Here is a 23,458-nt window from a genome sequence, read left to right as displayed (position 1 = left end):
GTGGTCGGCGCCACGGCCCTGGCCGTGCTGTTCGGCAGCATGCTGGTGCGCGACGGCATGACCGCCGCGCCCCCGCCGCCGCCCGCCGCGGCCGCCGCCCCGCACCACGACTCGCTCGCTCCCGGCGCCCCCGCGCTGGACCCGTCCGCGCCGCTGCGCCTGCGCATCCCCACCATCGGGGTGGACGCCGCCTTCGTCGACCTCGGCCTCGACGCCCGGGGCGAGTTGGAGACCCCGCCCACCGAACGCCCGAACCTGGTCGGCTGGTACCGCGACGGGGCCGCGCCCGGCGCGGACGGCACCGCCGTGGTGGTCGGCCACGCCGACGACCGGCGCGGCCCGGGCGTGCTGTACCGGCTCGGGCTGCTCCGCCCCGGCCTGGCGGTCTCCGTCACCCGGGCGGACCGGCGGACCGTCACCTTCACCGTCGACACGGTGCGCTCCTACCCGAAGAACGCCTTCCCGTCCGAGGAGGTGTACGGGAGCACCGGCCGCGCCGAACTGCGGGTGATCACCTGCGGCGGCCACTACGACCGCAAGAACGGCTACGACTCCAACACCGTGGTCTTCGCGCACCTCACCTCCAGCAGCGCGGCCTGACCCGGCGGCCCGACCCGACCCCGCAGCGGCCCGGCCCGGCGGCCTAGCGTTTGACGTCGCGCCGGGCCGCGCCGGCCAGGAACGCCGCGCCGAGCAGGGCCGCCGCGAGGGCCGCGACCAGCAGCGGGCTCGGGCCGTCGGGGCGGCCGGCGGTGCGGACGGCGCCCATGAAGTCGACCGGCGCGACCTGGTTGACCAGCAGGTACCAGAGCGGCAGGTACAGGGCCTGGAACGGGCGGTGGCTGCGCACCACGGCGCCGAGCGCGAGGGCCAGCGCGGGGACGAACAGCGCTCCGGCGAGCCAGTGCACGGCCCCGGCGGCGTCCCCCGCGATCAGCATCCGCAGCAGCGGGCCGAGGCCGGTCACCGCCGCCAGCAGCACGCCCGACGCCCACTCGGCCAGCAGCCGCAGGCGCGGCGCGGGGTGCGCGGCGAGCAGTTCCTCCACGCCGTTCTCGACCTGCTGGGAGCCGAGGCGCGACCACACCAGCACCGGCCACAGCCACACCGCGGGCAGCATCAGCCCGGCGGCCATCGGCAGCGGCACGCCGAGCGCGACGACGCCCAGCGCGGCAGTGACGGCCCACCAGGCCCACGGCACGCCCTGCACCAGGATCCGGGTCTGCCCGGCCAGCAGCCGCCCGAACGCCCCGGAGCGGACCGGCGCGGTGCGCGGCAGCGTCCCGAACGACGCGCGGGCGGACGGGGCGGCCGCGGGCTCAACGGCGGCTTCGGCACCGGAAGTTGTGGTGCGGCCGGGGTTGCGGGCCGGGTCGAAGCGGCCGAACCACAGCGCGGGCAGCACCGCCAGCACGGCGGCGCACAGCACGATCGCCGCCCGGGTCGCCAGGAAGCCGCCGGAGAACTGCGCGCCGTCCCAGACGAAGGTGTGCAGCGGATCCGGGATCTGCGTCAGGCCGAGGCTGAACTGCCCGTCGCCGAGGTCGAGTTGCTGGGCGCGGAGGGCCTCGCCCATGGACCGGGTGACCTGCTGGACGCCGAGCCCGCCGAGCGGGGCGTCCGGCGACTGGCCGCCGAGCGCGACCGCCAGCGACAGCACGAACCAGACGACGTTGCCGAAGCCGGCCCGCAGCGGCGGGACGGTCTCGAACAGCACGGCGGCCGCGGCAGTCAGCGCCACCAGCGGCAGCGCGACCAGCAGGAACGGCCCGAACAGGGCGACCGGGTGGACGGTGCGGTCCTCGCCGCGGACGAGTTGCAGCACCAGCGCGGTGCCGGCCAGCACGGCGAGCATCGAGCCGAGCACCAGCAGGTTGGCCAGGAACTTCGCGGCCAGGTAGCCGCCGGTGCGCAGCGGGGTGGCGGCGAGGATCTCGCCGACCCGGCCGGCGGCGTCCCGGCCGATGCCGCCGCGCACCACCCAGAAGCCGCCGACGGTGAGCCAGAGCGCGCCGGCCAGCGCGGTGGCGGTGCCGACCCAGGCGCTGTTGTAGACGCCCCGGTTGCCGCCGACGTCGAGGATCACCCAGTGGCTGTCGGCGGCGGGCACGGCGAGGTAGCCGAGCGCGACGGCGGCCAGCAGGGTCACCGCGTACACCGGCCGGCGGACCCGGTCGCGGAAGTCGCCGGCGGCTAGGCGGGCGAGGGCGGTCATCGCAGCGCCTCCCGGCGGGCGGGCGCGCCGTGCACGGCGGCCAGGTAGGCGTCCTCCAGGTCGGGCGGGACGGGCACGGCGTCGTGGGTGGGCGGGTGGGCGGCCAGCACCCGCAGGCGGACGCCGTCGGCGGTGCGCACAGTGCGGCCGACCTGGTGGCGGGCCTGGAGGGCGGGCACCTCGGACGGGGCGACGACGGCCTCCCAGACCCGGCCGTCGAGTTCGCGCAGCAGCTGCTCGGGGGTGCCCCGGCGCAGCAGGCGGCCGCGGGCGAGGACGGCGAGGTCGGCGGCGGAGGCCTCGACGTCGGAGACGATGTGGGTGGACAGCAGCACGATCCGGTCGCCGGCGAGTTCGCCGAGCAGGTTGCGCAGCCGGACGCGTTCCTCGGGGTCGAGTCCGGCGGTGGGCTCGTCGACGATCAGGACGCGGGGGTCGGCGAGCAGCGCCTGGGCGATGCCGACGCGGCGCAGCATGCCGCCGGAGTAGCCGCGCAGCGGGCGGCGGACGGCCTCGGTCAGGTTGACGAGTTCGATCAGCTGCTCGATGCGGGCCCGGGCGGAGCGGGCGGACAGGCCCTTGGCGGCGGCCAGGTAGGCCAGGAACTCGCGTGCGGTCAGATTCGGGTACACGCCGAAGTCCTGCGGCAGGTAGCCGAGTTCGCGGCGCACCAGGTCGGGCCTGGCGAGCGCGTCGGCGCCCCGGTAGCGGTAGCCGCCGCCGGTCGGGCGGGTGACGGTGGCCAGGATCCGCATCAGGGAGGACTTGCCGGCGCCGTTCGGGCCGAGCAGGCCGGTCAGGCCCGGGCGGAGGGTGAGGGTGAGGCTGTCCAGGGCGCGTTTGCCGCCCCGGTACTCCTTGGCGATGCCGTCGAGTTCGATGCTGAGGTCGGTCATGGGCGGGTCTCCGGGTCGGTGGGGCTCGGCCTGCGCGGCCGGTCGGGCTCAGCCCTTGAGGTCGGTGGCGCGGCCGTCGCGGGTGACGGCGACGTCGCGGGGCACTTCGACGCGGAACCTGGCCTCGCAGTCGGCGAGTCCGCTGCATCCGGCGTGCAGGTCGAGGGTGCCGTTCTCCAGCGTCCAGCTGAGCTTCTTGCTGCCGACCTGGGCGCCGGTGTCGAACCAGCGGGTCACCTTGACGTCGGTGCGGTCGGCGGGGACCAGGTCGGTGGGGTTGCCGTGTGCCTTCACGTCCAGGGAGGTGCCGTCGAATGCGAAGGTCTTCTCCTCCGGCTCGGCCTCGTCGGCGTCGGCGCAGCCGGTCAGCGGCAGCAGGGCGGCCACCGCGAGGGCGAGCAGGGCGAGCTTCGGGCGTCGGTTCACCGGTTCCTCCGGGCGGCTCGGTCGGTCACGCCCCGAGCCTCCCGGATCGGGGCGCCGCCGCCATCTGCCGTTCGGCAGATATCCGGTGCCGAAGGGGGCGGCCGGCTGCGGGCGGCGGGCATCGGCGAGAATGGCGGCCGCCGTCCCAACCCCGGGGCGTGCGAGGTGAGTTCGGCGACGGGTGGCCATGGTCGGGCAGCACGGCGGGCTCCGGCCCGAGGAGTCGGCGGGCACGCCGCTGGAGCGGGCGGCGGCCGCGCTGACCGCGTTGCGGGAGCGGCCGCGGCCGGTGCGCGGGACGTCGATGCTGGAACTGCTCGGCCGGGAGCGGGCGGAGGGGCACCACGAGCGGGTGCTGCGGTTCCTGCTCGACCCCGGGCAGGCGCACGGACTGGGCGGCGGCCTGCTGCGCCGGCTGCTGGCACGGGCCGGAGCGCCCGCGCTGCCCGCGGGCGAACCGTCCCGCGCCCGGGTGTGGCGGCAGGTGGCCGGGGAGCACAGCAGGCCCGACCTGGTGGTGCGGGCCGGGGACGTGACGCTGGTGGTCGAGTTGAAGATCGACGCCGCCGAGGGCAGCGGGCAGACCACCCGGCAGGCGGACGACTTCGCGACGCTGCCCGGCGTCCGCTTCGTCTACCTGACCCCGGGCGGCACCCCGCCCGCCGACCCCCGCTTCGTCCCCGTCTCGCTGCGTCAACTGGCCTCCGACCTGGCCGACTTGGTTTCGGCGGAGCCCGCTCCGGGCGCCACCGACCGGCACCTCGCGCTCGACTACCTGCGGACCCTGGAGAACTCGATGGGCGCCCTCGCCGACGACAACGCCTTCGCCCGCCTCTACCTGGAGCACCGCGAGGCGCTCCGCCCGCTCCGGGACGCCGCCGCCCGCCTGCTGCGCGACCTGCCCGCCCACACCGAGGGCGCGCTCACCCGGATCGCCCCGACGCTGGGCCCGGACGTGGTCTGCCGGCCCCTCGACTACGAGGCGGTCGGCCGGAGCAGCCGGCCGAAGGAGCGGGCCGTGGTGCTCACCCGGCCGTCCTGGCTCGCCGAGGACGGGCCCCGGCTCGGCTTCGGCCTGGGCATCCGCACCGCCCCCGGCCGCGGCGGCCCCTCCCCCGACCCGGAGGACGACCGGACCCCGTTCGTCGGCGTCCTGTGCCGCGACGCCGCGCTGCGCACCGCGATCGCCGCCCGGCTCGACGGCAGCCCGTGGGGCGAACACTGGGCCTGGTGGCAGTACGCCGCGCTCACCCCGCAGCCCGAGGGCGCGCAGCTGCTGCCGCACGCCGCCCGGGAGGTCGCCGCCGCGGTCGAGCGGCTGTGGCACGACCTGCTGCCCGCGATCGCCGACCTGGTGCCGCCGGGGCGGTAGGCGCAGGAGCCCCGGCCGGAGCCGGTGGGGGCCCGGCTGCCGCCGCCGGGCGGCGTCAGGAGAGGGGCACGCTGTAGGCGTCGATCACGTAGGTGTTCGCCTGGTCCGAGGATTCGCAGGCCGAGTGGAGCCGGGACCCGTCGAAGGCGAAGACGCAGCCGGAGGGGACGCCCGGGCTGAGGCCGTTGGGGCGGGTCAGGGCGCCCACGGTGGTGTGCTGATCGGCGGTCAGGTCGTAGGCGATCAGGTCCTGGTGTCGGGCATAGCGGTCGTCGCGGGCGCCGTCGGCGACGAACAGCACCTTCTTGTCGCGCTCGCCGACCAGGCGGTACTGCGAGTCGGCGGGGGTGTGCCAGAGCAGGGCGCCGGTGGTCACGTCGAGCGCGCCGAAGCCGCCGACGTGCTCGTACTCGGCGATCAGGACGTGCTTGTCGAGGAACAGCCGTTCGCGGTTGTCGAAGTGGAACTTGTCGAGGTCGCCGGTGAGTTCGATGGGCTTGCCGGCGCCTTCGTGGTCGAAGGTCTGGATCCAGCGGCGCTCGTCGTCGGTCTCGAACAGCGCCGTCACCGGGTCCTCGCCGAGCATGGCCACCACCTTGCGGCCGTCGGCCGGGTACTTCTTGCCGGCGTAGGTGTCCAACTGGGAGATCATCGTGACGCCCTCGCCGGGGCAGTCGCTGGTCATCACTCCGAAGTGGTCGGCGAGCCCGTACCGGTAGGTGCAACTGACGTTGCTCGGCGCCGGCTTCGGGAGGGGGACGGGGGTGCCGGCCCGGGCGTCGAAGCGGGCGACGCCCGCGGTGCCGAGGTCGGCGCTGATCATGCGGTCGTTGACGGTGAGCCACGTCTCGGCGGAGTCCTTGATGCCGCCGGCCAGGTTCTTCGACCACAGGACGGTGCCCGTGTTGATGTCGACCGCCGCGATCACCGAGCAGTCGCCGCCGCCCGCGTCGTAGGCGATCGCGCCCAGCCCGTTGGCGGTCGCGTGCCAGGACATCGCGCAGGGCCGGCCGACGTGCTCCGGCGGCTTCAGCGTCCACTTCGGGGCGCCGGTGTCCTGGTCGTAGCCGCGCACGCCGCCGGCGTCGGCCAGCACCAGGGTCTGGCCGACGGCCCACATGCCGGGCAGGCCGGTGCGGCTGTTGCCGCTCACCGCGGCCCGGGGCTGGGTCTGCTCCCACTGTCGAGGCATCGCGTTGCTCGGCTCCCGGTCCTTCGCCCCGGCGGACCGGCCGCCGCCGTGCTGGAGCAGCAGCAGGGCGCCGGCGCCGATCAGCGCCAGCACCACCACGATCGCCAGCACCGCGAACACCGTGCCGCCGCTCCTGCTGCGCGGCGGGGCCGGCGGCGGCACCATCGGGGGCGGGCCGACCGGCGGGCCGAAGCCCGGGCCCGGCGGCGGGTGACTGCCGGTCGGGGGCGGGTAACTGCCGCTTGGAGGCGGGTAGTTGCCCGCCGGTGGCAGGTGGTTCCCGGCCGGGGGCGGGGACCACCGGCCGGGAGGTGGTGGGTGCGCCGGGCCGAAGCCGTTGCCTGCGCCGCCGTCGTTCGTCATGCCCCCGTCGCTCCCTGCGTCGATCCGCCCGGGCGGCACGGTGCGTGCGCGATCGGCCCCCGGTGGCCCGCAGCGTAGCCGCGCGCCGGGTGACGGGTCGTCAAACCCGGGGTTGAGTCCGTTCGGCCACCGCTGAGGCGCTGGTTGCAGGGCGGCTTCCACCCGCCGGCGGAGGTGTCCGGCGGCGTCCCGGGGCTACCGTGGAGTGGACCGGACGGTCGCCGGTCGCCGGTGGGCGCGCTGCCGTCTCGGGGGTCGGCAGCGCGCACCCCGGGGTCACCCGGTCGGGTCCCAGAGGCCGCCGGCCTCGCCGCGTGCGAGGTGCTCGGCGTAGACGCCGACCTTCCAGGTGATGACGGCCCGGCAGTCCTCCAGCTCCCGGATCCGGGCGTCCACGCGCCGCCGGTGCGCGTCGAGCAGGGCGTGCCGCTCCGCCTCGTTGCCCGGGCCGGAGCGGACCAGTTCGGCGAATCGCCGCAGCTCGGCCAGCGGCATCGCGGACTCGCGGAGCCTGACGCAGATCAGCAGCCACTCGACGTCGGACTCGCTGTACCTGCGCCGTCCGCCGGCAGTCCGCCGGACCGGTCCGACCATCAGGTTCTCGCGCTCGTAGAAGCGCAGGGTGTCGATGCTGAGCCCGGTGCGTTCGGCCACCTCGCCGATGCCCAGTGCCCGCGCGGGGGTGTCGGTCGCTGCCATGGCAGGAGCCTAGGACTTGATCTGGACCTCGCTCCAGCTCGTAGCGTCCTCGGCATGGACACCGACATCAACGGCTCCGCTCAGCGGGCAGTCGACTCGCCTTTCTCCGCCGCCAGTTCCGCCCAGGAGGTGCTGGCCGGCCACGACCTGTCCGGTGCCCGGGCGGTGGTGACCGGCGGGTACTCGGGTCTCGGGCTGGAGACCGTCCGCGCGCTGGCCGCCGCCGGGGCGCGGGTGGTGGTGCCGGCCCGGCGGCCCGAGGCGGCGCGGGCCGCGCTGGCGGGGGTGGCGGGGTGCGAGGTGGTGGCGATGGACCTGGCGGACCTGGGCAGTGTGCGGGCCGGCGCCCGCCGGATCGCCGAACTGCTGCCGGGGATCGACCTGTTGATGGCGGTGGCCGGGGTGATGGCGACGCCGGAGCGGCGGGTCGGGCCGGGCTGGGAGTACCAGTTGGCGGTCAACCACTTCGGGCACTTCGCGCTGGTCCGCGAGCTGTACCCGCTGCTGGCCGCCGACGGCGGCGCCCGCGTGGTGGTCAACAGCTCGGCCGGGCACGCGCTGACCGCCTTCCGCTGGCAGGATCCGCACTTCGCCCGGGGCTACGACAAGTGGCTGGCGTACGGCCAGGCGAAGACCGCCAACGCGCTGTTCGCGGTGCACCTGGACGTGCTCGGGCGGGCCGACGGGGTGCGGGCGTTCGCGCTGCACCCGGGGCGGATCATCACCGGGCTGCAGCGCGAGATGACGCTCCAGGAGCAGGTCGACCGGGGGTGGGTGGACGAGCGGGGCACCGTGGTCGGCGCCGGGTTCAAGTCGCCGTCGCAGGGCGCCGCCACCGGCCTGTGGGCCGCCACCTCGCCGCTGCTCGCCGGGCGCGGCGGCCTGTACCTGGAGGACTGCGAGGTGGCCGCCGCGGTCGCCGCGGGGACGCCGATGGACGACGGCGGCGTCCACCCGCACGCCATCGACCCGCAGGCCGCGGCCCGGCTGTGGGAGCTGTCGCTCGCCGCGACCGGCTGACCGCTCAGGCGCCGCCGCCCGGCACCACCAGGCCGCTCTCGTAGGCGACCACCACGGCCTGCGCCCGGCTGGTCAGGGCGAGCTTGGACATCACCCGGTTCAGGTGGGTCTTGACGGTGGCGACGGTGACCACCAGGCGGGCGGCGACCTCCTCGTTGGTGAGGCCCTGGCCGACCAGGTGCAGCACGTGGGTCTCCCGGTCGGTGAGGGCGTCCAGGCCGGTGGGGCGGTGGCGGTCCGGGTCGGCCCGGCGGGCGAAGGTCTCCACCAGCCGGCGGGTCACGCTGGGCGCGAACAGCAGCTCCCCGTCGGCGATCAACTCGACGGCGGTGAGCAGCCGTTCGGGCGGCGTGTCCTTGAGCAGGAAGCCGCTGGCGCCGGCCCTGAGCGCCGCGTACACGTACTGGTCGAGGTCGAAGACCGTCAGCATGACGACCTTCGGCTTGGGTTCGACGGCCGCGGCGAGGATTCGCTCCAGCGCGGTGATGCCGCTGATGCCGGGCAGCCGGATGTCCATCAGCACCACGTCGGGGCGGTGGCGGGCGGCGAGTTCGACGGCCTCCTCGCCGCTGGAGGCCTCGCCGGCCACCTCCAGTCCGGGCGCGGCCCGCACCAGGGCGGCCAGCCCGGCCCGGATCAGCACCTGGTCGTCCACGATCAGAACGGTCGTCACCGCGCCGCCTCCCTGTCCCCCGGCGGAACGGCCCCGTACCGTCCCTACCCGTCGGCCGCCGGGACCGGGAGCGAAAAGGCCACCGCGAACCCCCCGTTCGGCCGGGGGCCGGCTTCCACCGACCCGCCGTAAAGTTTGACGCGCTCACGCATTCCGATCAAACCGAGCCCGCCGCCGGGCAGTTGGGCGGACGGTCCGCCGCCTGCGCCGTCGTCGGAGACCTCGGCGTCCAGCCGGTCGGCGGCCCAGCGGAGGGCGACGGTGACGCGGGCCGGCGGGCCGGCGTGTTTGATCGCGTTGGTCAGCGCCTCCTGGACGACCCGGAACGCGCACAGGTCCACGCCGGGGGCCAGCGGGCGGGGGCGGCCGGTGACGGCGACGCGCACGTCCAGGCCGGCCGCGCGGGCGCGTTCGACCAGGTCGTCGAGGCGGTCCAGGCCGGGGGTGGGCAGGTAGGGGCCGTCGTCCTCGGCGGCCGGGTCGGGGGCGACCCGCAGCACCCGGAGCAGGCCGCGCATCTCCTCCAGCGCCTCCCGGGCGGTCCCGCCGATCGACGCCAGGGCGGTCCGGGCGGCGGGCGGGTCGGAGTCGAACACGTAGCCCGCGAGGCCCGCCTGCACGGCCAGCGCCGACAGGTGGTGGGCGACCACGTCGTGCAGCTCGCGGGCGATCCGCACCCGCTCCTCGACCACCGCGTGCCGAGCCCGCAGCTCCTGCTCCCTCCTCAACCGCTCGGTGAGTTCGGCCAGTTGGGCGTTGCGCTCGCCCAGACGGCGGATGCCGGTGGCGAACACCCACACCACGCCCGGTCCGATCACCGCCGGGGCCAGCGACACCAGCACGCCCATCCCGGCCGCGAACCCGACCGCCGCCCACAGGCCCGCCACCAGCGCAGCCGCGCCCGCCGACGGCCACGCCGGGCGACGCACGATCACCGTGTAGCAGGCCAGCAGCGGTGCCCACGGGTTCACCGAGGGCTGGTACCCGGCCGCCACGTACACCAGCAGCCCGCCGCACGAGACCAGCAGCGCCGTCCACGGCAGCCGGCGGCGCAGCGCCAGCGGCAGGCTCACCAGCAGGCACAGCCCGATCGCCCAGCCGTCGAACGGCCGCCAGTCGTCGAACCGGTACCACGCCCGGTACGCCTGCCAGGAATAGACCACGGTGGCCGTCGCCAGCAGCACGGCCATCAGTGTGTCGACCACCAGCGGATCGACCCGCCGACGTCTCCCGCCCATCTGCACATCCGGCAGCGTAGACACCCGTGCGGGGGCCGCACGTCCACCCTGGGGTTGACCCCGGTGCGCGCGTGACAGCGCAGGTGGGGGATCGTTGGAGTTCACACGAACGATTTTCCGGGGCCCGTCCCCGGACGACCCGAGGAGATTTCCATGATCTTCATCACGGTGAAGTTCACCGTCCGCCCCGAGCTCGCCGAGCAGTGGCTGGACCTGGTCGCCGACTTCACGGCCGCCACCCGCAACGAGCCCGGCAACCTGTTCTTCGAGTGGTCGCGCAGCGTCGAGGACCCGAACCAGTTCGTGCTGCTGGAGGCCTTCGCCGACGACGAGGCCGGTTCGCGGCACGTCAACTCGGCGCACTTCAAGGACGCCATGGTGAAGATGGCCGGCGCGGTCGCCACCACCCCGCAGATCGTCAACGTCAAGGTGCCCCAGAACGGCTGGTCCGAGATGGCCGAGCTGAAGCCCACCAGCTGACCCGCCCAGCCCACCCGCCCCGGCGCGCGACGGCGGCCGGGGCGGGCTGAGCGCATCGGCGCTACAACTTCGCGACGGCGTCCAGCAGTTGGCCGATCTCCTGGTCGGTGTTGTAGTAGTGCACGGAGGCCCGGACCACCTCGGACGGCTTCTCCGGGCGGGTGTCGAACTTGGCGGCGGACGGCCGCGACATGATGGTCGTCACCCCGGCGGCCCGCAGCCCGTCCACCAGCCCCTGGGTGTCGCGGCCGTCCTTGGTGAAGGTGACGAGGCCGCTGCGGACCTGCCCGCGGTCGTGGACGCGCACGCCGTCGAGCTCGGACAGCCCGGCGCGCAGGCGGCCGGCCAGCGCGTCGACCCGCGCGCGGATCGGTTCGAGGCCGAGCTCCAGGGCCTCGTCGACGGCCGTGCCGAGGCCGAGCAGGGCGGCGTAGCCGCGCTCCCAGGTCTCGAAGCGGCGGGCGTCGGGCCGGATCTCGAAGCTGTCGGGGCCGGTCCAGGTGGCGGAGTGCAGGTCGAGCTGCGGCGGGTCGAGCTGCGTCACCAACTCCTGGTCGACGTACAGGAATCCGGTGCCGCGCGGGCCGCGGAGGAACTTGCGGCCCGCGGCGGACAGCAGGTGGCAGCCGATCTGCCGTACGTCCAGCGGGAGTTGGCCGACCGACTGGCAGGCGTCCAGCAGGTAGAGCGCGCCCGCCCGGCGGGCCAGCGCGCCGATCTCGGCGGCGGGCTGCACCAGGCCGTTGGACGTCGGCATGTGGTTGACGGCGACCAGCCGGACGCCGCCCTGCCCGAGCATCGCGGCGAGCGCCTCCAGGTCGACCTGCCCGTGCTCGTCGTCGGGGATCGGCTCGACCGACACCCCGTGGCGCTGCTTGGCCTGCAGGAAGGCCACGCCGTTGGACGGGTATTCGCTGCGCGAGGTCAGGATGCGGTCGCCGGGGCGGAACGGGATCGAGTAGAACGCCATGTCCCACGCCCGGGTGGCGCTGTCCACCAGCGCGATCTCCTCCGGCGCGGCCCCCAGCAGCCGCGCCACCGAGGCGTACACCCCCTGCAGCCGCTCGCTCACCCGGTCCTCGGCGGCGTACCCGCCGATGCGCGACTCCAGCAGCAGATGGTCGATGACAGTACGGGTGACGCTCTCGCTGTGCAGCGCCGAACCCGCGCTGTCGAAGAACGCGCTCTCGGCGCAGCCGGGCGTCCGGGCCCGCAGTTGAGTGATGTCCATGGGCCTCTCCTACCCCACGTGTCGCACCGGCCATTCCGGTCCGCCGGACGGGAAGCTCACGGGCCGTCCGGGAAGTGGCAGGCGGCGGTGTGGTCGGTGCCGGGGGCGGCGGGTGCGGCGGCGGGCCGGTCGGTGGCGCAGCGGGTGCGCAGTTCGGGGGTGAGGGCGGCGTGGACCTGGCAGCGGCTGCGGAAGGGGCAGCCGAGGTGGCGTTCGGCCGGGGACGGCGGGTCGCCGGCCAGCAGCAGGCGGGGGCGGGCGCGTTCGGCGGCCGGGTCGGGCAGCGGGACGGCGGCCAGCAGGGCACGGGTGTAGGGGTGCCGGGGCGCGGCGAAGACCCGTTCCACGGTGCCGGTCTCCACCGTGCGGCCGAGGTACATGACGGCCACCCGGTCGGCCAAGTACCGTACCACGGACAGGTCGTGGGAGACGAACAGGTAGGCCAGGCCGAGTTCGGCCTTGAGCTGCTGGAGCAGGTTGAGCACGCCGGCCTGCACCGAGACGTCCAGCGCGGAGACCGGCTCGTCGAGCACCAGCAGGTCGGGGCGGACGGCGAGGGCGCGGGCGATGGAGATCCGCTGGCGCTGGCCGCCGGAGAACTCGTGCGGGTAGCGGTCGGCGTGCGCCGGGTCCAGGCCGACCTGGCGCAGCAGCTCGGGGATCCGGCGGCGGGCCTCGCCGGCCGGGGTGCGCTGGGCGAGCAGCGGTTCGGCGATCACGTCGCCGACCGGCATCCGGGGGTCGAGCGAGGCCGCCGGGTCCTGGAAGACGATCTGGACGCGGGAGCGCAGCCGGTGCGCGGCGGCCCGGTCGAGGGCGGCGGTGTCCTGCCCGAGCAGTTCGATGCGTCCGCCCTGCGGGGCGGCCAGCTTGAGGATCTCGTACAGCGTGGTGGACTTCCCGGAGCCGGACTCGCCGACCAGGCCCAGCGTCTCGCCGCGCCGGATGTCCAGGTCGACGCCGTCCACCGCGAAGGTCTCGCCGGTCCGCCGCCGCAGCAGCGAGCCGCGGTAGCGGGGGAAGCTGCGGGTGAGTCCGGTGACGGCGAGGACGGGTTCGCGTTCCTCGCGCGGCGCGGCGTCGGCGGCGGGCACCTCGGGGACGGGGTAGACCTCGGCGGGCGCGGGCCGGGTGGCGGCCAGGTGGTCGGCGCGCACGCACGCGGCGAGGTGCGCGCCGTCGCCTTCGCTGTCGCCGTCGCCCGCGAGTAGCGGCTCGGCGGTGCGGCAGCGGTCCTCGACCAGCGGGCAGCGGTCGGCGAACGGGCAGCCCGGGCCGCGGAGTTCACCGGCGGCGGGCGGCCGTCCGGGGATCGGCACCAGCGGCCCGCCGCGGCCGTCGAGGCGGGGGACGGCGCCGATCAGGCCGAGCGTGTACGGGTGCCGGGGGGCGGTGAACAGCTCGTCCACGGGCGCGGTCTCGACGATCCGCCCGGCGTACATCACGGCGACCCGGTCGGCGCTGCCCGCGATCACCCCGAGGTCGTGGCTGACCAGGACCAGCGCGGCGCCGGTCTCCCGCTGCGCGGTGCGCAGCACGTCGAGGACCTGCGCCTGGATGGTGACGTCGAGCGCGGTGGTGGGCTCGTCGGCGAGCAGGATGTCCGGGTCGTTGGCCACCGCCATGGCGATCATCGCGCGCTGCCGCATGCCGCCGGAGAACTCGTGCGGGAACGCGTCCAGGGCGCGGTCCGGGTCGGGGATGCCGACCAGGTCGAGCAGGTCGGCGGCGCGTCTGCGGGCGGCGGCCCGGCCGACGTCCTGGTGGACGCGGACCGCCTCGGCGATCTGGTCGCCGATCCGGTACACCGGCGTGAACGCCGACAGCGGGTCCTGGAACACCATGGCGATCCGCCGCCCGCGGACGTCCGCCAACTGCTTGGCGGGCAGGCCGACCAGCTCCCGGTCCTCCAGCCGGACCGAGCCGCCGATCCGGGCGGCGGCGGGCAGCAGGCCGAGCACCGCCAGCGCGGTGACGGACTTGCCGGAACCGGACTCCCCCACCAGCCCGAGGGTCTCCCCCCGGCGCAGGTCGAGGTCGACGCCGCGGACCGCCGGGTGGTCCCCGAAGTCGACGGTGAGGTTGCGGACGGCGAGCAGGGGGCTGGTCAACTGGTGCTCCGGCGGGAGGGGTTGGCGTTCTTCTTGGCGCCGCGACGGCTGCGGCGACGGCTTCCGGCGGCCGTGGGGTCGAGGGCGTCGCGCAGGCCGTCGCCGACCAGGTTGACGGCGAGCACGAACAGCACCAGCAGGCCGGCCGCGAAGTAGAACAGCCAGGGGAAGACCGGCGCGTCGCCCGCACCGGCCGCCAGCAGGGTGCCGAGCGAGACGTCGGGCGGGCGGACGCCGAACCCGAAGTACGACAGCGCGGCCTCGCTCATCACGGCGCCGCCGACGGTGATGGTGGCGTCGATGATCAGGAACGAGGAGACGTTCGGCAGGATGTGCCGCCAGATGATCCGGAACGGGCCGACGCCCATGAACCGTGCGGCGACCACGAATTCGCGCTCGCGCAGGGAACGGGTCATCGAACGGATCACCCGGGCGGTGACCATCCAGTTGAACACCGCCAGCAGCACCACGAACGCGACCCAGCCGCTGCCGCGCAGGCGCGGCGAGATCACGGCGATCACCAGGAACGCCGGGAAGATCAGCATCAGGTCGACCAGGAACGTCAGCAGCCGGTCCGTCCAACCGCCGAAGTAGCCGGCGCTCGCCCCGACCAGGGACGCCAGGCCGGTGGACAGGACGGCCACCAGCAGGCCGATCACCAGCGACTTCTGCAGGCCGCGGACGGTCTGCGCGAACACGTCCTGGCCGAGGCCGTTCGTTCCGAACCAGTGCTGGCCGGACGGGGGTTGGCGCAGCGCGGTGTAGTCGGGGGTGGCGTAGTCCCAGGGGGTGGCGTACGGGCCGAGGAAGGCGAGGAGGAAGAGCAGGGCCAGGACGACCAGGCCGAGGAGCGCTCCGCGGGACGCGGCGAGGCGGCCCGCCGCCAACCGCAAGCGCCCTGCGGGCGCGGCCGGCGGCGGGGCGGGCTGGGCGGTCTGCTCCAGTGCTTCGGCGCTCATCCGGCCCTCCGGGGGGTGCGGGCGGGCCGCAACCGCTGCGCGGCGCTGACACGTGCAAGGCATTGTCGGGTCGCGCGATCTTGCCGGCGGATGCCTTCCGTTTCGCGCAGTTCCGCCCCCTCGCTTCGCTGGGGGTGCCCCCAGCGCCCCTGGATTTGCGCCCACCCGCTCTCGCGAACCGCTTCGCGCTCGTGGTTTCGTGCTCGTGCGGTCTCGCATGCCTGCGGGCGAGCACCCTGCCGCTGCGCGGCGCTGACACGTGCAAGGCATTGTTGGGTCGCGCGATCTTGCCGGCGGATACCTTCCGATTCGCGCAGTTCCCCGCGCCCCTGGTTGTGCGCCCGTCCGCCGTCTCGTGTCCACGGGGTGCTCATGCGGTTCTCACTCTGGGGTCGAGGGCGGCGTGGAGGGCGTCGGCGAGGAAGCCCGCGGCGAGGACGAGGACGGCGGCGAAGAGGTTGACGGCGACGACGGAGTTGACGTCCTGTTCGTTGACGGCCTGGATGAACCATTCGCCCATGCCGTGCCAGCCGAAGATGGTTTCGGTGAAGGCGGCGCCGGTGAACAGGCCGAGGAAGGCGTAGGCGAACATCGTGGTCATCGGGATGATCGCGGTGCGCAGGCCGTGCTTGATCAGGGCGCGGGTGCGGGTGAGGCCCTTGGCCTGGGCGGTGCGCAGGTAGTCCGCGCCGAGGACGTCGAGCATGGTGGAGCGCTGGTAGCGGCTGTAGGTGGCGAGGCCGCCGAGGGCGAGGGAGAGGGTGGGGAGCAGCAGGTGCAGGCCCCAGTCGGCGAGGTGGGTGCCGAGGCCGCCGGCGAGGTTGGGGGTCTCGTAGCCGGTGAAGGGGATGACGTCGTGGCCGGCGGCGTTCTTCGCGGCGATCGCGCCGTTCTTGAGCAGCAGGGCGAGCAGGAACACCGGCGTGGACAGCAGGACGAACGACAGCACCGTCAACGCCCGGTCGGAGAAGCGGTACTGGCGTACCGCGCTCCACGCGCCGGCGGCGACGCCGAGCAGCATGCCGAGGACGCTGCCGACCAGCAGCAGGCGCAGCGAGACCCAGATCCGGCGGCCGAACTCCTCGTTGACGGAGGTGTCGTGGATGGTGCGGCCGAGGTCGGCGTGCAGCAGGACGCCGTCCGCCCAGGTGGCGAAGCGTTCGACCACGGGGGTGTGGTCGTTGAGGTTGAGGGCGGTCAGCTGCCGGTCGACGGCGGCGGCGGACGGGCGCGGCTGCTTGGCCTCGAAGTAGGCGCGCGGGCCGAGTGCGGTGCTGGTGAGCGCGTAGGCGAGGAACACCGCAGCGGTCAGCAGCACGACGTAGTAGCCGAGCCGCCGGGCCAGGTATCCCGTCACGGCGCGCCTCCGGCATGGTTCGCACACCTGCTGAGCATGGTCATTTGCCTTCGGTAGTACGGACTTTGACGCACTTTTGCGCAGCAGTTGTACGCCACGTGCAAGCGGCCCGTCCAGGGTCGGTCGTGCCTCGGATTCAACCGTTCGGGTGAACCCGCTGGTCACAGCAGATCAGACGGGCACGAACGGGGTATTGCGGCCGTGTTTCGCGCCGTTTCGTTTCGATCAGTTCCGCGCATCACCCTTCTCGCAGCGCCCGATGGCCTGTTACGTTCGGCCCGCCGGCACCGAATTGGCTGCCCACGATCAAGCGTCGCCACACCTGACGACCGCCGACTCTTCGAAACCCGAGGACTCCCGCCGATGGACACTTCGCCCGCCACCCGCCGTATCGGCCGCGCCGCCGCGGCGGCCCTCGCCGCGCTCCTGGCCGCGACCGCCTGCAGCAGCCAGGGCGGCTCGGCGGACGGCGTCGCCAAGACCGTGGTCCCGACCGTGGACGCCGAGGACAGCAACGCGCAGCCGCTGGAGAACATCAAGGACGGCGGCGAGCTGCGCCTGCCGCTCCAGCAGTGGATCACCCAGTGGAACCCGTACCAGGTGGACGGCACCTACGGCGACGCCGTGGAGATCATGGGCTACGTGGAGGCCAAGCTCTTCCGCTCGGACGCGCAGGGCGTTTACCACCCCGTCCCGGAGTACCTGGTCTCCGCGCAGGTGACGTCCACCTCGCCGCAGGTGGTGACGTACAAGCTCAACCCGAAGGCGGTCTGGTCCGACGGCACGCCGATCGGCTACCGCGACTTCCAGGCCGTGTGGAAGGCCTCCAACGGCAAGGACCAGGCCTACAACCTGGCCGACTCCTCGGGCTACGAGCAGATCTCGAACGTCGAGCAGGGCGCCGACGCCAGCGAGGTCAAGGTGACCTTCGCCGATCCGTACGCCGACTGGCAGAGCCTGTTCAGCCCGCTGCTGCCGGCCTCCGGAATCGCCGACCCGAAGGCGTTCAACGAGGGCTGGGTCGAGAAGGTCCCGGTCTACGGCGGCCCGTTCGTCGTCGCCAACGCCGACAAGACCGCGCAGACCGTCACCCTGACGCCCAACCCGCAGTGGTGGGGCCCGAAGCCGAAGCTGGACCGGATCACCTACCGGGTGCTGGACGCGTCGGCGATCACCCAGTCCTACCTGAACAACGAGATCGACTTCGCCTCCGCCGGCGCCGCCGCCTCCTACGGCCAGCTCAAGGACGCCAAGGACTCGACGATCCGCACCGGCACCCCCTGGGACGAGGTGCACATCTCCTTCGGCGGCAACGGCCCGCTCGCCGAGCAGAAGGTCCGGCAGGCGCTCGGCAAGGCGCTGGACCGCGCCTCGCTGATCAAGATCGCCAACAAGGGCGTCCCGGTGGAGTTCAAGCCGCTCGACAACCACCTGTTCATGACCAACCAGAGCGGCTACAAGGCCAACGCCGGCGACTGGGTGAAGTACGACCCCGAGACCGCCAAGAAGTGGCTGGACGAGGCGGGTTGGAAGGACTCCGGCGGCACCCGCAGCAAGGACGGCCAGCAGCTGGAGCTGCACTACGTGCTCAGCGACGGCTCCAACCAGGCCCAGGTGGACCTGGCCTCGGCCGCCCAGAACATGCTCCAGCAGGTCGGCGTGAAGGTCACCATCGACAAGGTCTCCAGCAAGGAGTACTTCGCCAAGTACATCAACCTGGGCAAGTTCGACCTGGCCAGCTGGCGCAACACCGGCTCCTTCCCGCTCTCCCGCACGGTGCCGATCTTCCGCGCCCCGCAGGGCGACAACGTGTTCGGCAACTACTCGAAGCTGAGCACCCCCGAGATCGACGGCCTGCTGCGCAAGGCCGCCGCCACCCTCGACCCGAAGGAGGCCGCCGAGCTGTACAACCAGGCCGACGCGAAGATCTGGGAACTCGGCCACACCGTCGAGCTCTACCAGCGCCCCAGCATCGTCGCGGTCCGCAAGGGCCTGGCCAACTTCGGCGCCGGCAGCCTCGCCGACACCGTGATCACCTCGGTCGGCTGGCAGAAGTAGCAGCCCGGAAGCGAACGCCCCGTCGCACCGCTCGATGCGACGGGGCGTCGGCGTGCGCCGCTACCGGCGGTGCTTGAAGTCCTCCAGGGCCTGCCGGACGGTCGCCACCATGTCCTGGCTCCCCACGTGCCCGGAGTCGTCGAAGATGTGCACCTTCGCGTCCGGCCACGCCTTGCCCAGCTCCCACGCGGTCTGCGCCGGGCAGCCCATGTCGAACCGGCCGTGCACCAGCACGCCCGGGATGCCCGCCAACTTGTGGGCTCCGCGCAGCAGTTGGTCTTCCTCCAGCCAGGCGCCGTTGCTGAAGAAGTGCGAGCAGATCCGCACGAACGCGATCCGGTCGTCCATCTCCCGGTCGCTGTACATCCCGGGGATGCCGTTCGGCTCGCCCTCGATGACGGCGTCCTCCCACGCCAGCCAGTCGTTCGCGGCCTGCTCCCGCACCGCCCGGTCCGGGTGCTCCATCAGCCGCGCGTACGCGGCCAGCAGCGCGTAGACGTCGCCGTCCCGCTCGCCCTCCGGCGCGCCGTCGCGGAACCGGTCCCACGCCTCGGGCCGGAACCCGCCGACGCCCCGGTACAGCCAGTCGGTCTCGGCGCGGCGCGTGGTGGTCACCGCCTGGATGATGATCTCGGTGACCCGCTCCGGGTACTCCTCGGCGTAGGCCAGCAGCAGCGTCGAGCCCCAGGACGCGCCGTTCAGCAACCACCGTTCCACGCCCAGGTGTTCGCGCAGCCGCTCGATGTCCTCGATCAGGTGCCGGGTGGTGTTCAGCGCCATGTCCGCCGCCGGGTCGCTGCCGTGCGGGGTGCTGAGCCCGCAGTTGCGCTGGTCGAAGCGGATCAGCCGGTAGCACTCCGGGTCCCAGGCCCGGGTCGGCCGCTTCGGGAACCCCGCCCCCGGGCCGCCGTGCAGGTACAGCGCGGGCTTGCCGTCGGGGTTGCCGAGCTGCTCGTAGTAGATCCGGTTGCCGTCCCCGGTGTCCAAGTAGCCGCTGTCGTAGGGGTGGACGGGCTCGTAGAGATCAACCATGGGCTGTGGGAGCCGCCCGCCGCTCCACCGGAGCCGGGCCGCTCCGCCCCCTTTCCATCCGTGCGTCGGGCGGACGCGGCACCTCGGCCCCGTCCGCGCCGCAGGCCGACCTGCGGGCAACGCCCACTACACTGCCCTCGGCCCCGAACAGCCAACCCGATTTCGCCGCCGGGCTGCTGATCCCCCGCCATGTGCCCGTCCGGCGAGGGGACTTCACGCACAGCAGAACGCCGCACTGTTCCCCCGGCGGCCAGGATGCCTAGGCTGGACCGGTGAGCACTCAAGGCGAGAACGAAGCCCGCGTCATCCCGCTGCGCCCGCCGGCCCGGCAGCAGCCGCCCGCGCCGAAGGAACCCCTCTGGCGCGACCTGGTCGGCGGCGTGCTGCGCCGCGAACGCCTCGCCCAGCAGCGGACGTTGAAGGACGTCTCGGAGGAGGCCCGGATCTCGGTGCCGTACCTGTCGGAGCTGGAACGCGGACGCAAGGAGGCCTCCTCGGAGGTGCTCGCGGCCGCCGCCCAGGCCCTCGGCCTCGGCCTCGGCGACCTGCTCTCGCTCGCCCAGCAGGACCTGGTCGGCCACCGCCGCGCCGGCCACCGCGCCCCCGGCCGGGCCGCCGCCACGCCCACCAACGGGCTCTGCCTGGCGGCCTGACCCGGCGCCGCGGCGGCCGGTACCCGCGGGCGCCGGCCGCCGCGGCGTCGCTCAGCCCAGCACCAGGCGCCGGCTCAGCACCTCGTCGGCCAGCCCGTAGGCCACGGCCTCCTCGGCGGTGAACACCTTCTCCCGGTCCATGTCCGCGCGCAGCGTCGCCGGGTCGTGGTGGGTGTGCCGGGACAGCACCTCCTCGACCTGGGCGCGGATCCGCACCATCTCCTTGGCCGCCAGGCTCAGGTCGGAGACCGTCCCCTGCCGCCCGCCGCTGGCCGGCTGGCCGAGCAGCACCCGCGAGTGCCGGAGCACGAACCGCCGCCCCGGGTCGCCGCCCGCCAGCAGCACGGCCGCCGTGGACGCCGCCTGCCCGACGCAGAACGTCGAGATCGGCGACTGCACGAAGGTCATCGTGTCGTAGATCGCCATCAGCGAAGTGAACGATCCGCCGGGCGAGTTGAGGTAGATCGCGATCTCCTCCCCCGGGCTGGACGACTCCAGGTGCAGCAGCTGCGCGATCACCACGTTGGCGACGCCGTCGTCGATGTCGGTGCCGAGGAAGATGATCCGCTCGTTCAGCAGCCGGCTGAACACGTCGTAGGAGCGCTCGCCCTGGGCGGTCTTCTCGATGACGTAGGGAACCGTGTACGAGCCCATGGTCACAGCCCCATCCGTCGACGGTTCGCGGCCGGACGGATGTCCGCCAGCGACTCCACCACCTGGTCCACCATCCCGTACTGGCGGGCCTGTTCGGCCGTGAACCAGCGGTCCCGGTCGCCGTCCCGGGCGATGGTCTCCTCGCTCTGGCCGGTGTGCGCGGCGGTGATCCGCTCGATCGCCTTCTTGGTGTACTCCAGGTTCGCCGCCTGGATCTCGATGTCCGAGGCGGTGCCGCCGATGCCCGCCGACGGCTGGTGCATCATGATCCGCGCGTTCGGCAGCGCGAACCGCTTGCCGGCGGCGCCCACCGTCAGCAGGAACTGGCCCATGCTGGCGGCGAATCCCATCGCCAGCGTCGAGACGTCGTTCGGGATCAGCCGCATGGTGTCGTAGATCGCCAGGCCCGCCATCACCGACCCGCCCGGGCTGTTGATGTACAGGCTGATGTCGGTGCGCGGGTCCTCCGCGGAGAGCAGCAGCAGCTGCGCGCACACCCGGTTCGCCGACACCTCGTCGACCTGGGTGCCGAGCAGCACGATCCGCTGCGCGAGCAGCTGCGCCGCGAGGTGGTCGTCGAAGCGGCTGGGCGGCGTGTCGCCGTCCTCCGCGCGGGGGTGGAACATGCTTGCCATCGGGGGGTCTCCTCCTCGGTGCCGGAGTGCGCCGTCCACTCCACTGTTCACCTCGGACGGCCCCCGCAGGAGCGTTCTCTGCCCGCCGCAGATTCGCCGACGGCAGAGCGACCAGGCCGGTGACCGGCCGTCAGACCCCGGGCGCCGGACGGACGGTGATGCCGTTGCGCTCCAGCAGCGCCGCCGTCACGCCGTCGCCCGGCACCAGCGCACCCGCGAACGTGCCGTCGTACACCGCGCCCCGGCCGCACGAGGGGCTGCGCGGCATCAGCACCGCCGCCGTGCACCCCGCCCGCTGCGCCGCCACCAGCGCCCGCTCGGCGCCCGCCACGAACTCGGCCGTCACGTCGCGCCCGCCGTCGTCCACCACCCGCGCGGCGCCGTCCAGCACGTCGTGGCCGTCGCCGCCGACCAGCTCGGCCGGCCGCCGCGGGGTGGCCAGCCCGCCCGCCACCTCCGGGCAGAACGGCACCGCCCGGCGCCCGTCCAGCAGCTCCGCGAGCGCGGGCGACGCCTTGTCCCGCCCGTCGAACCGGCACGGCACCCCGCGCAGACACGCACTGACCAAAATCGCTTCCACCCGACCAGGCTACCGGCGCGCCCGCCACGCCTGACCTGCGGGAACCGCCCCTGGCGACGGGCCACCGGGCCGCGATCCCGACGGATCGTCATTCACCGGAACATTGACAGGTATTCGTACATTCGACCCTTGCGGGCATGGCCGGCGGACGCCCGGCCCGTCCAGGATGACTGCCGTCCCGGCCCGTCGACACGGTGCACCGCGCCGACGTCCCACCCCACGGGCCGGGCGGCGCGGACGGCCGCGCCGTGCGCTCGGGCACGCCCCCTCGAACGGAGCCACATGCCCGCCCCCGCCACCGCGGCCCCCGCCGCGACCTCGCCGCAGGCCCCCGCGCCCGCCCGGCCGCGACTGACCGCCGCGCTGCTGATGGCGGGCAGCTGCCTGCCCATCCTCGGCGCCGTGCTGATCGCCCCCGTCCTGCCCGCGCTCCAGGACCACTTCGGCGGCACCCCGGGCGCGGACGTTCTGGCCCCGATGGCGCTCACCGTCCCCGCGCTGTCCCTCGGCCTGATGGCGCCGTTCGCCGGCCTGCTGGTCGACCGGCTCGGCCGGCACCGCCTGCTGGTCGCCGCCACCGTGCTGTACGCGATCGTCGGCACCGCGCCGCTCTGGCTCGACTCGCTGGGCGCGATCGTCGCCAGCCGGGTCCTGGTCGGCATCGCCGAGTCCGCGATCATGACCTGCTGCACCACCCTGATCGGCGACTACTGGACGGGCCGCCGACGCGAGCGCTACCTCGCCTTGCAGGCCATGTGCGCCGCCGTCTCCGCCACCGCCTTCTTCGCCCTCGGCGGCGCGGCCGGCTCGGCGGGCTGGCGCGCGCCGTTCTGGGCGTACGCCGTCGGACTGCTGCTCGCCCCGCTGATGGCGACGCTGCTGCGGCCCGCGCACCGGCCGCAACCCTCCGCCACCGCCTCCCCCGCCACCGGCGGCCCGCTGCTGCGTCGGCTGCTCGCGCCCTGCGCGCTCACCTTCTTCGGCGCGGTGGTCTTCTACACCATGCCCGTCGAGACCTCGTACCTCCTCGACGACCTCGGCGTCACCGCACCCGCCGCGATCGGCCTGTCCACGGCGATCGCCAGCGCCGCGACCGTCGCGGGCGCGATCACCTTCACCCGCGTCACCGCCCACGCCGAACGCCTGCTGCCCGCCGTCCTCACCGGCTGCGCCGTCGGCTTCGGCATCGTCGCCCTCGCGCCCAACGCCCCCGTCCTGGTGATCGGCGCCGTCGTCAACTGCTACGCCGGCGGCCTCCTGCTGCCCACCCTGATCACCCGCACCCTGGCCCTCCTCGACAACGCCGACCGCGGCCGCGGCACCGGCCTGTGGAACGCCGCCTTCTTCCTCGGCGAATTCGTCTGCCCGCTCGCCCTGATCGCCGTCGCCAGGGCCACCGGCACCCTCGCCACCGCCGTCGCCGCCCTCGCCGCCACGACCCTCCTCGTCGCCGGCGGCCTCACCCTCCACCGCACCCGCCGCCGCCCGGCGCCGCTCCAGCCGGACAACGCCACCGCCTGACCGGCACCGCCCGCCGCCGTTCTCGGTGGTGCTGTTCGACGAGGTCGAGAAGGCCCACCCGGACATCTTCAACTCGCTGCTGCAGATCCTGGA

Annotated in this window: 22 protein-coding genes and 1 pseudogene; 8 read left to right on the top strand and 15 right to left on the bottom strand. The window is 74.1% G+C overall.

Translation table 11 applies throughout. From position 1 onward, the window contains the following. Positions 1-600, top strand: a complete 600-nt coding sequence (locus ACWEMJ_RS29410; protein ID WP_452140152.1) for a class F sortase — start codon at positions 1-3, stop codon at positions 598-600. A gap of 43 nt (positions 601-643) precedes the next feature. Here the strand turns inward: ACWEMJ_RS29410 and ACWEMJ_RS29405 are convergent, their stop codons facing one another. Genes ACWEMJ_RS29405 through ACWEMJ_RS29395 form a run of 3 tightly spaced genes read right to left on the bottom strand, consistent with a single transcriptional unit; the run spans position 644 to position 3,537 of the window. Continuing rightward, positions 644-2,215 (bottom strand): hypothetical protein, encoded by a 1,572-nt coding sequence (locus ACWEMJ_RS29405; RefSeq protein WP_452140151.1) that lies wholly within the window; start codon positions 2,213-2,215, stop codon positions 644-646. Continuing rightward, complete coding sequence (locus tag ACWEMJ_RS29400; RefSeq protein ID WP_452140150.1) at positions 2,212-3,111, bottom strand: ABC transporter ATP-binding protein; 900 nt, start codon at positions 3,109-3,111, stop codon at positions 2,212-2,214. Before ACWEMJ_RS29400 ends, ACWEMJ_RS29405 begins: the two co-directional genes overlap by 4 nt. A 48-nt stretch (positions 3,112-3,159) precedes the next feature. Then, a complete protein-coding gene (locus tag ACWEMJ_RS29395) occupies positions 3,160-3,537 on the bottom strand; it encodes a hypothetical protein (RefSeq protein ID WP_452140149.1) in 378 nt (125 codons plus the stop codon). Between the two features lie 181 nt (positions 3,538-3,718). Between ACWEMJ_RS29395 and ACWEMJ_RS29390 the strand changes: the two genes are divergently transcribed. After that, entirely contained in the window at positions 3,719-4,909 is a 1,191-nt protein-coding gene (locus ACWEMJ_RS29390; protein WP_452140148.1) for a hypothetical protein, read from the top strand. 55 nt (positions 4,910-4,964) lie between these two features. On the opposite strand, the gene ACWEMJ_RS29385 is transcribed toward ACWEMJ_RS29390, so the two are convergent. Together ACWEMJ_RS29385 and ACWEMJ_RS29380 are read right to left on the bottom strand one after the other, a co-directional pair. After that, on the bottom strand, positions 4,965-6,221 hold the full coding sequence (locus ACWEMJ_RS29385) for an outer membrane protein assembly factor BamB family protein (protein ID WP_452140147.1): 1,257 nt from the start codon (positions 6,219-6,221) through the stop codon (positions 4,965-4,967). A 519-nt stretch (positions 6,222-6,740) separates the two neighbouring features. Next, positions 6,741-7,163 (bottom strand): MerR family transcriptional regulator, encoded by a 423-nt coding sequence (locus ACWEMJ_RS29380; protein ID WP_452140146.1) that lies wholly within the window; start codon positions 7,161-7,163, stop codon positions 6,741-6,743. Between the two features lie 54 nt (positions 7,164-7,217). Between ACWEMJ_RS29380 and ACWEMJ_RS29375 the strand changes: the two genes are divergently transcribed. Then, the gene (locus ACWEMJ_RS29375) at positions 7,218-8,183 is read left to right on the top strand and encodes an oxidoreductase (RefSeq protein ID WP_452140145.1); all 966 of its coding nucleotides are present in this window, start codon (positions 7,218-7,220) and stop codon (positions 8,181-8,183) included. Between the two features lie 4 nt (positions 8,184-8,187). On the opposite strand, the gene ACWEMJ_RS29370 is transcribed toward ACWEMJ_RS29375, so the two are convergent. After that, positions 8,188-8,856, bottom strand: coding sequence for a response regulator (locus tag ACWEMJ_RS29370; protein WP_452140144.1), 669 nt, complete (start codon positions 8,854-8,856; stop codon positions 8,188-8,190). 44 nt (positions 8,857-8,900) lie between these two features. Beyond that, positions 8,901-10,094, bottom strand: a complete 1,194-nt coding sequence (locus ACWEMJ_RS29365) for a sensor histidine kinase (RefSeq protein WP_452140143.1) — start codon at positions 10,092-10,094, stop codon at positions 8,901-8,903. A gap of 153 nt (positions 10,095-10,247) precedes the next feature. Between ACWEMJ_RS29365 and ACWEMJ_RS29360 the strand changes: the two genes are divergently transcribed. After that, the gene (locus ACWEMJ_RS29360) at positions 10,248-10,574 is read left to right on the top strand and encodes a putative quinol monooxygenase (RefSeq protein ID WP_452140142.1); all 327 of its coding nucleotides are present in this window, start codon (positions 10,248-10,250) and stop codon (positions 10,572-10,574) included. A gap of 61 nt (positions 10,575-10,635) precedes the next feature. Here ACWEMJ_RS29360 and ACWEMJ_RS29355 read toward each other — a convergent pair whose 3' ends face one another. The 4 genes from ACWEMJ_RS29355 to ACWEMJ_RS29340 form a co-directional block, all read right to left on the bottom strand. Then, positions 10,636-11,805: an aminotransferase class V-fold PLP-dependent enzyme gene (locus ACWEMJ_RS29355; RefSeq protein WP_452140141.1), complete on the bottom strand. Its 1,170-nt coding sequence runs from the start codon at positions 11,803-11,805 to the stop codon at positions 10,636-10,638. Positions 11,806-11,861: 56 nt separating this feature from the next. Then, entirely contained in the window at positions 11,862-13,916 is a 2,055-nt protein-coding gene (locus ACWEMJ_RS29350; protein WP_452140140.1) for an ABC transporter ATP-binding protein, read from the bottom strand. Then, the gene (locus ACWEMJ_RS29345; protein WP_452140139.1) at positions 13,913-14,875 is read right to left on the bottom strand and encodes an ABC transporter permease; all 963 of its coding nucleotides are present in this window, start codon (positions 14,873-14,875) and stop codon (positions 13,913-13,915) included. The genes ACWEMJ_RS29350 and ACWEMJ_RS29345 overlap by 4 nt, the downstream gene beginning before the upstream one ends. Before the next feature lie 370 nt (positions 14,876-15,245). After that, entirely contained in the window at positions 15,246-16,232 is a 987-nt protein-coding gene (locus tag ACWEMJ_RS29340; protein ID WP_452140138.1) for an ABC transporter permease, read from the bottom strand. A gap of 363 nt (positions 16,233-16,595) precedes the next feature. Here ACWEMJ_RS29340 and ACWEMJ_RS29335 point away from each other — a divergent pair, with 363 nt between their 5' ends. Beyond that, positions 16,596-18,290: an ABC transporter family substrate-binding protein gene (locus tag ACWEMJ_RS29335; protein ID WP_452140137.1), complete on the top strand. Its 1,695-nt coding sequence runs from the start codon at positions 16,596-16,598 to the stop codon at positions 18,288-18,290. Between the two features lie 60 nt (positions 18,291-18,350). Here ACWEMJ_RS29335 and pip read toward each other — a convergent pair whose 3' ends face one another. Further along, positions 18,351-19,322 (bottom strand): prolyl aminopeptidase, encoded by a 972-nt coding sequence (pip, locus tag ACWEMJ_RS29330; protein WP_452140136.1) that lies wholly within the window; start codon positions 19,320-19,322, stop codon positions 18,351-18,353. Positions 19,323-19,594: 272 nt separating this feature from the next. Here pip and ACWEMJ_RS29325 point away from each other — a divergent pair, with 272 nt between their 5' ends. Continuing rightward, positions 19,595-19,975 (top strand): helix-turn-helix domain-containing protein, encoded by a 381-nt coding sequence (locus ACWEMJ_RS29325; protein ID WP_452140135.1) that lies wholly within the window; start codon positions 19,595-19,597, stop codon positions 19,973-19,975. 51 nt (positions 19,976-20,026) lie between these two features. On the opposite strand, the gene ACWEMJ_RS29320 is transcribed toward ACWEMJ_RS29325, so the two are convergent. The 3 genes from ACWEMJ_RS29320 to ACWEMJ_RS29310 form a co-directional block, all read right to left on the bottom strand. Further along, entirely contained in the window at positions 20,027-20,629 is a 603-nt protein-coding gene (locus tag ACWEMJ_RS29320) for a ClpP family protease (protein WP_452140153.1), read from the bottom strand. A gap of 2 nt (positions 20,630-20,631) precedes the next feature. Further along, positions 20,632-21,264, bottom strand: coding sequence for an ATP-dependent Clp protease proteolytic subunit (locus ACWEMJ_RS29315; RefSeq protein ID WP_452140134.1), 633 nt, complete (start codon positions 21,262-21,264; stop codon positions 20,632-20,634). Between the two features lie 130 nt (positions 21,265-21,394). Then, entirely contained in the window at positions 21,395-21,844 is a 450-nt protein-coding gene (locus ACWEMJ_RS29310; protein ID WP_452140133.1) for a DUF523 domain-containing protein, read from the bottom strand. A gap of 282 nt (positions 21,845-22,126) precedes the next feature. On the opposite strand from ACWEMJ_RS29310, the gene ACWEMJ_RS29305 reads away from it, so the two are divergent. Together ACWEMJ_RS29305 and ACWEMJ_RS29300 are read left to right on the top strand one after the other, a co-directional pair. After that, complete coding sequence (locus ACWEMJ_RS29305) at positions 22,127-23,365, top strand: MFS transporter (RefSeq protein ID WP_452140132.1); 1,239 nt, start codon at positions 22,127-22,129, stop codon at positions 23,363-23,365. A gap of 7 nt (positions 23,366-23,372) precedes the next feature. After that, positions 23,373-23,458: pseudogene (locus ACWEMJ_RS29300) on the top strand (AAA family ATPase); the annotation flags it as partial.

It is taken from the genome of Kitasatospora sp. NPDC004531, assembly GCF_053602195.1.
Note: the sequence above shows the minus strand (reverse complement) of the source record. Positions and strands in the feature narration are given on the sequence as shown.

Bases quoted from the DNA above. Each gene is read 5' to 3' on its own strand.
- ACWEMJ_RS29375 (WP_452140145.1), top strand. From the start codon at position 7,218: ATGGACACCGACATCAACGGCTCCGCTCAGCGGGCAGTCGACTCGCCT.
- ACWEMJ_RS29315 (WP_452140134.1), bottom strand. From the start codon at position 21,264: ATGGCAAGCATGTTCCACCCCCGCGCGGAGGACGGCGACACGCCGCCC.
- ACWEMJ_RS29380 (WP_452140146.1), bottom strand. From the start codon at position 7,163: ATGGCAGCGACCGACACCCCCGCGCGGGCACTGGGCATCGGCGAGGTG.
- pip (WP_452140136.1), bottom strand. From the start codon at position 19,322: ATGGTTGATCTCTACGAGCCCGTCCACCCCTACGACAGCGGCTACTTG.
- ACWEMJ_RS29305 (WP_452140132.1), top strand. From the start codon at position 22,127: ATGCCCGCCCCCGCCACCGCGGCCCCCGCCGCGACCTCGCCGCAGGCC.
- ACWEMJ_RS29400 (WP_452140150.1), bottom strand. From the start codon at position 3,111: ATGACCGACCTCAGCATCGAACTCGACGGCATCGCCAAGGAGTACCGG.
- ACWEMJ_RS29320 (WP_452140153.1), bottom strand. From the start codon at position 20,629: ATGGGCTCGTACACGGTTCCCTACGTCATCGAGAAGACCGCCCAGGGC.
- ACWEMJ_RS29365 (WP_452140143.1), bottom strand. From the start codon at position 10,094: ATGGGCGGGAGACGTCGGCGGGTCGATCCGCTGGTGGTCGACACACTG.
- ACWEMJ_RS29360 (WP_452140142.1), top strand. From the start codon at position 10,248: ATGATCTTCATCACGGTGAAGTTCACCGTCCGCCCCGAGCTCGCCGAG.
- ACWEMJ_RS29345 (WP_452140139.1), bottom strand. From the start codon at position 14,875: ATGAGCGCCGAAGCACTGGAGCAGACCGCCCAGCCCGCCCCGCCGCCG.
- ACWEMJ_RS29355 (WP_452140141.1), bottom strand. From the start codon at position 11,805: ATGGACATCACTCAACTGCGGGCCCGGACGCCCGGCTGCGCCGAGAGC.
- ACWEMJ_RS29405 (WP_452140151.1), bottom strand. From the start codon at position 2,215: ATGACCGCCCTCGCCCGCCTAGCCGCCGGCGACTTCCGCGACCGGGTC.
- ACWEMJ_RS29335 (WP_452140137.1), top strand. From the start codon at position 16,596: ATGGACACTTCGCCCGCCACCCGCCGTATCGGCCGCGCCGCCGCGGCG.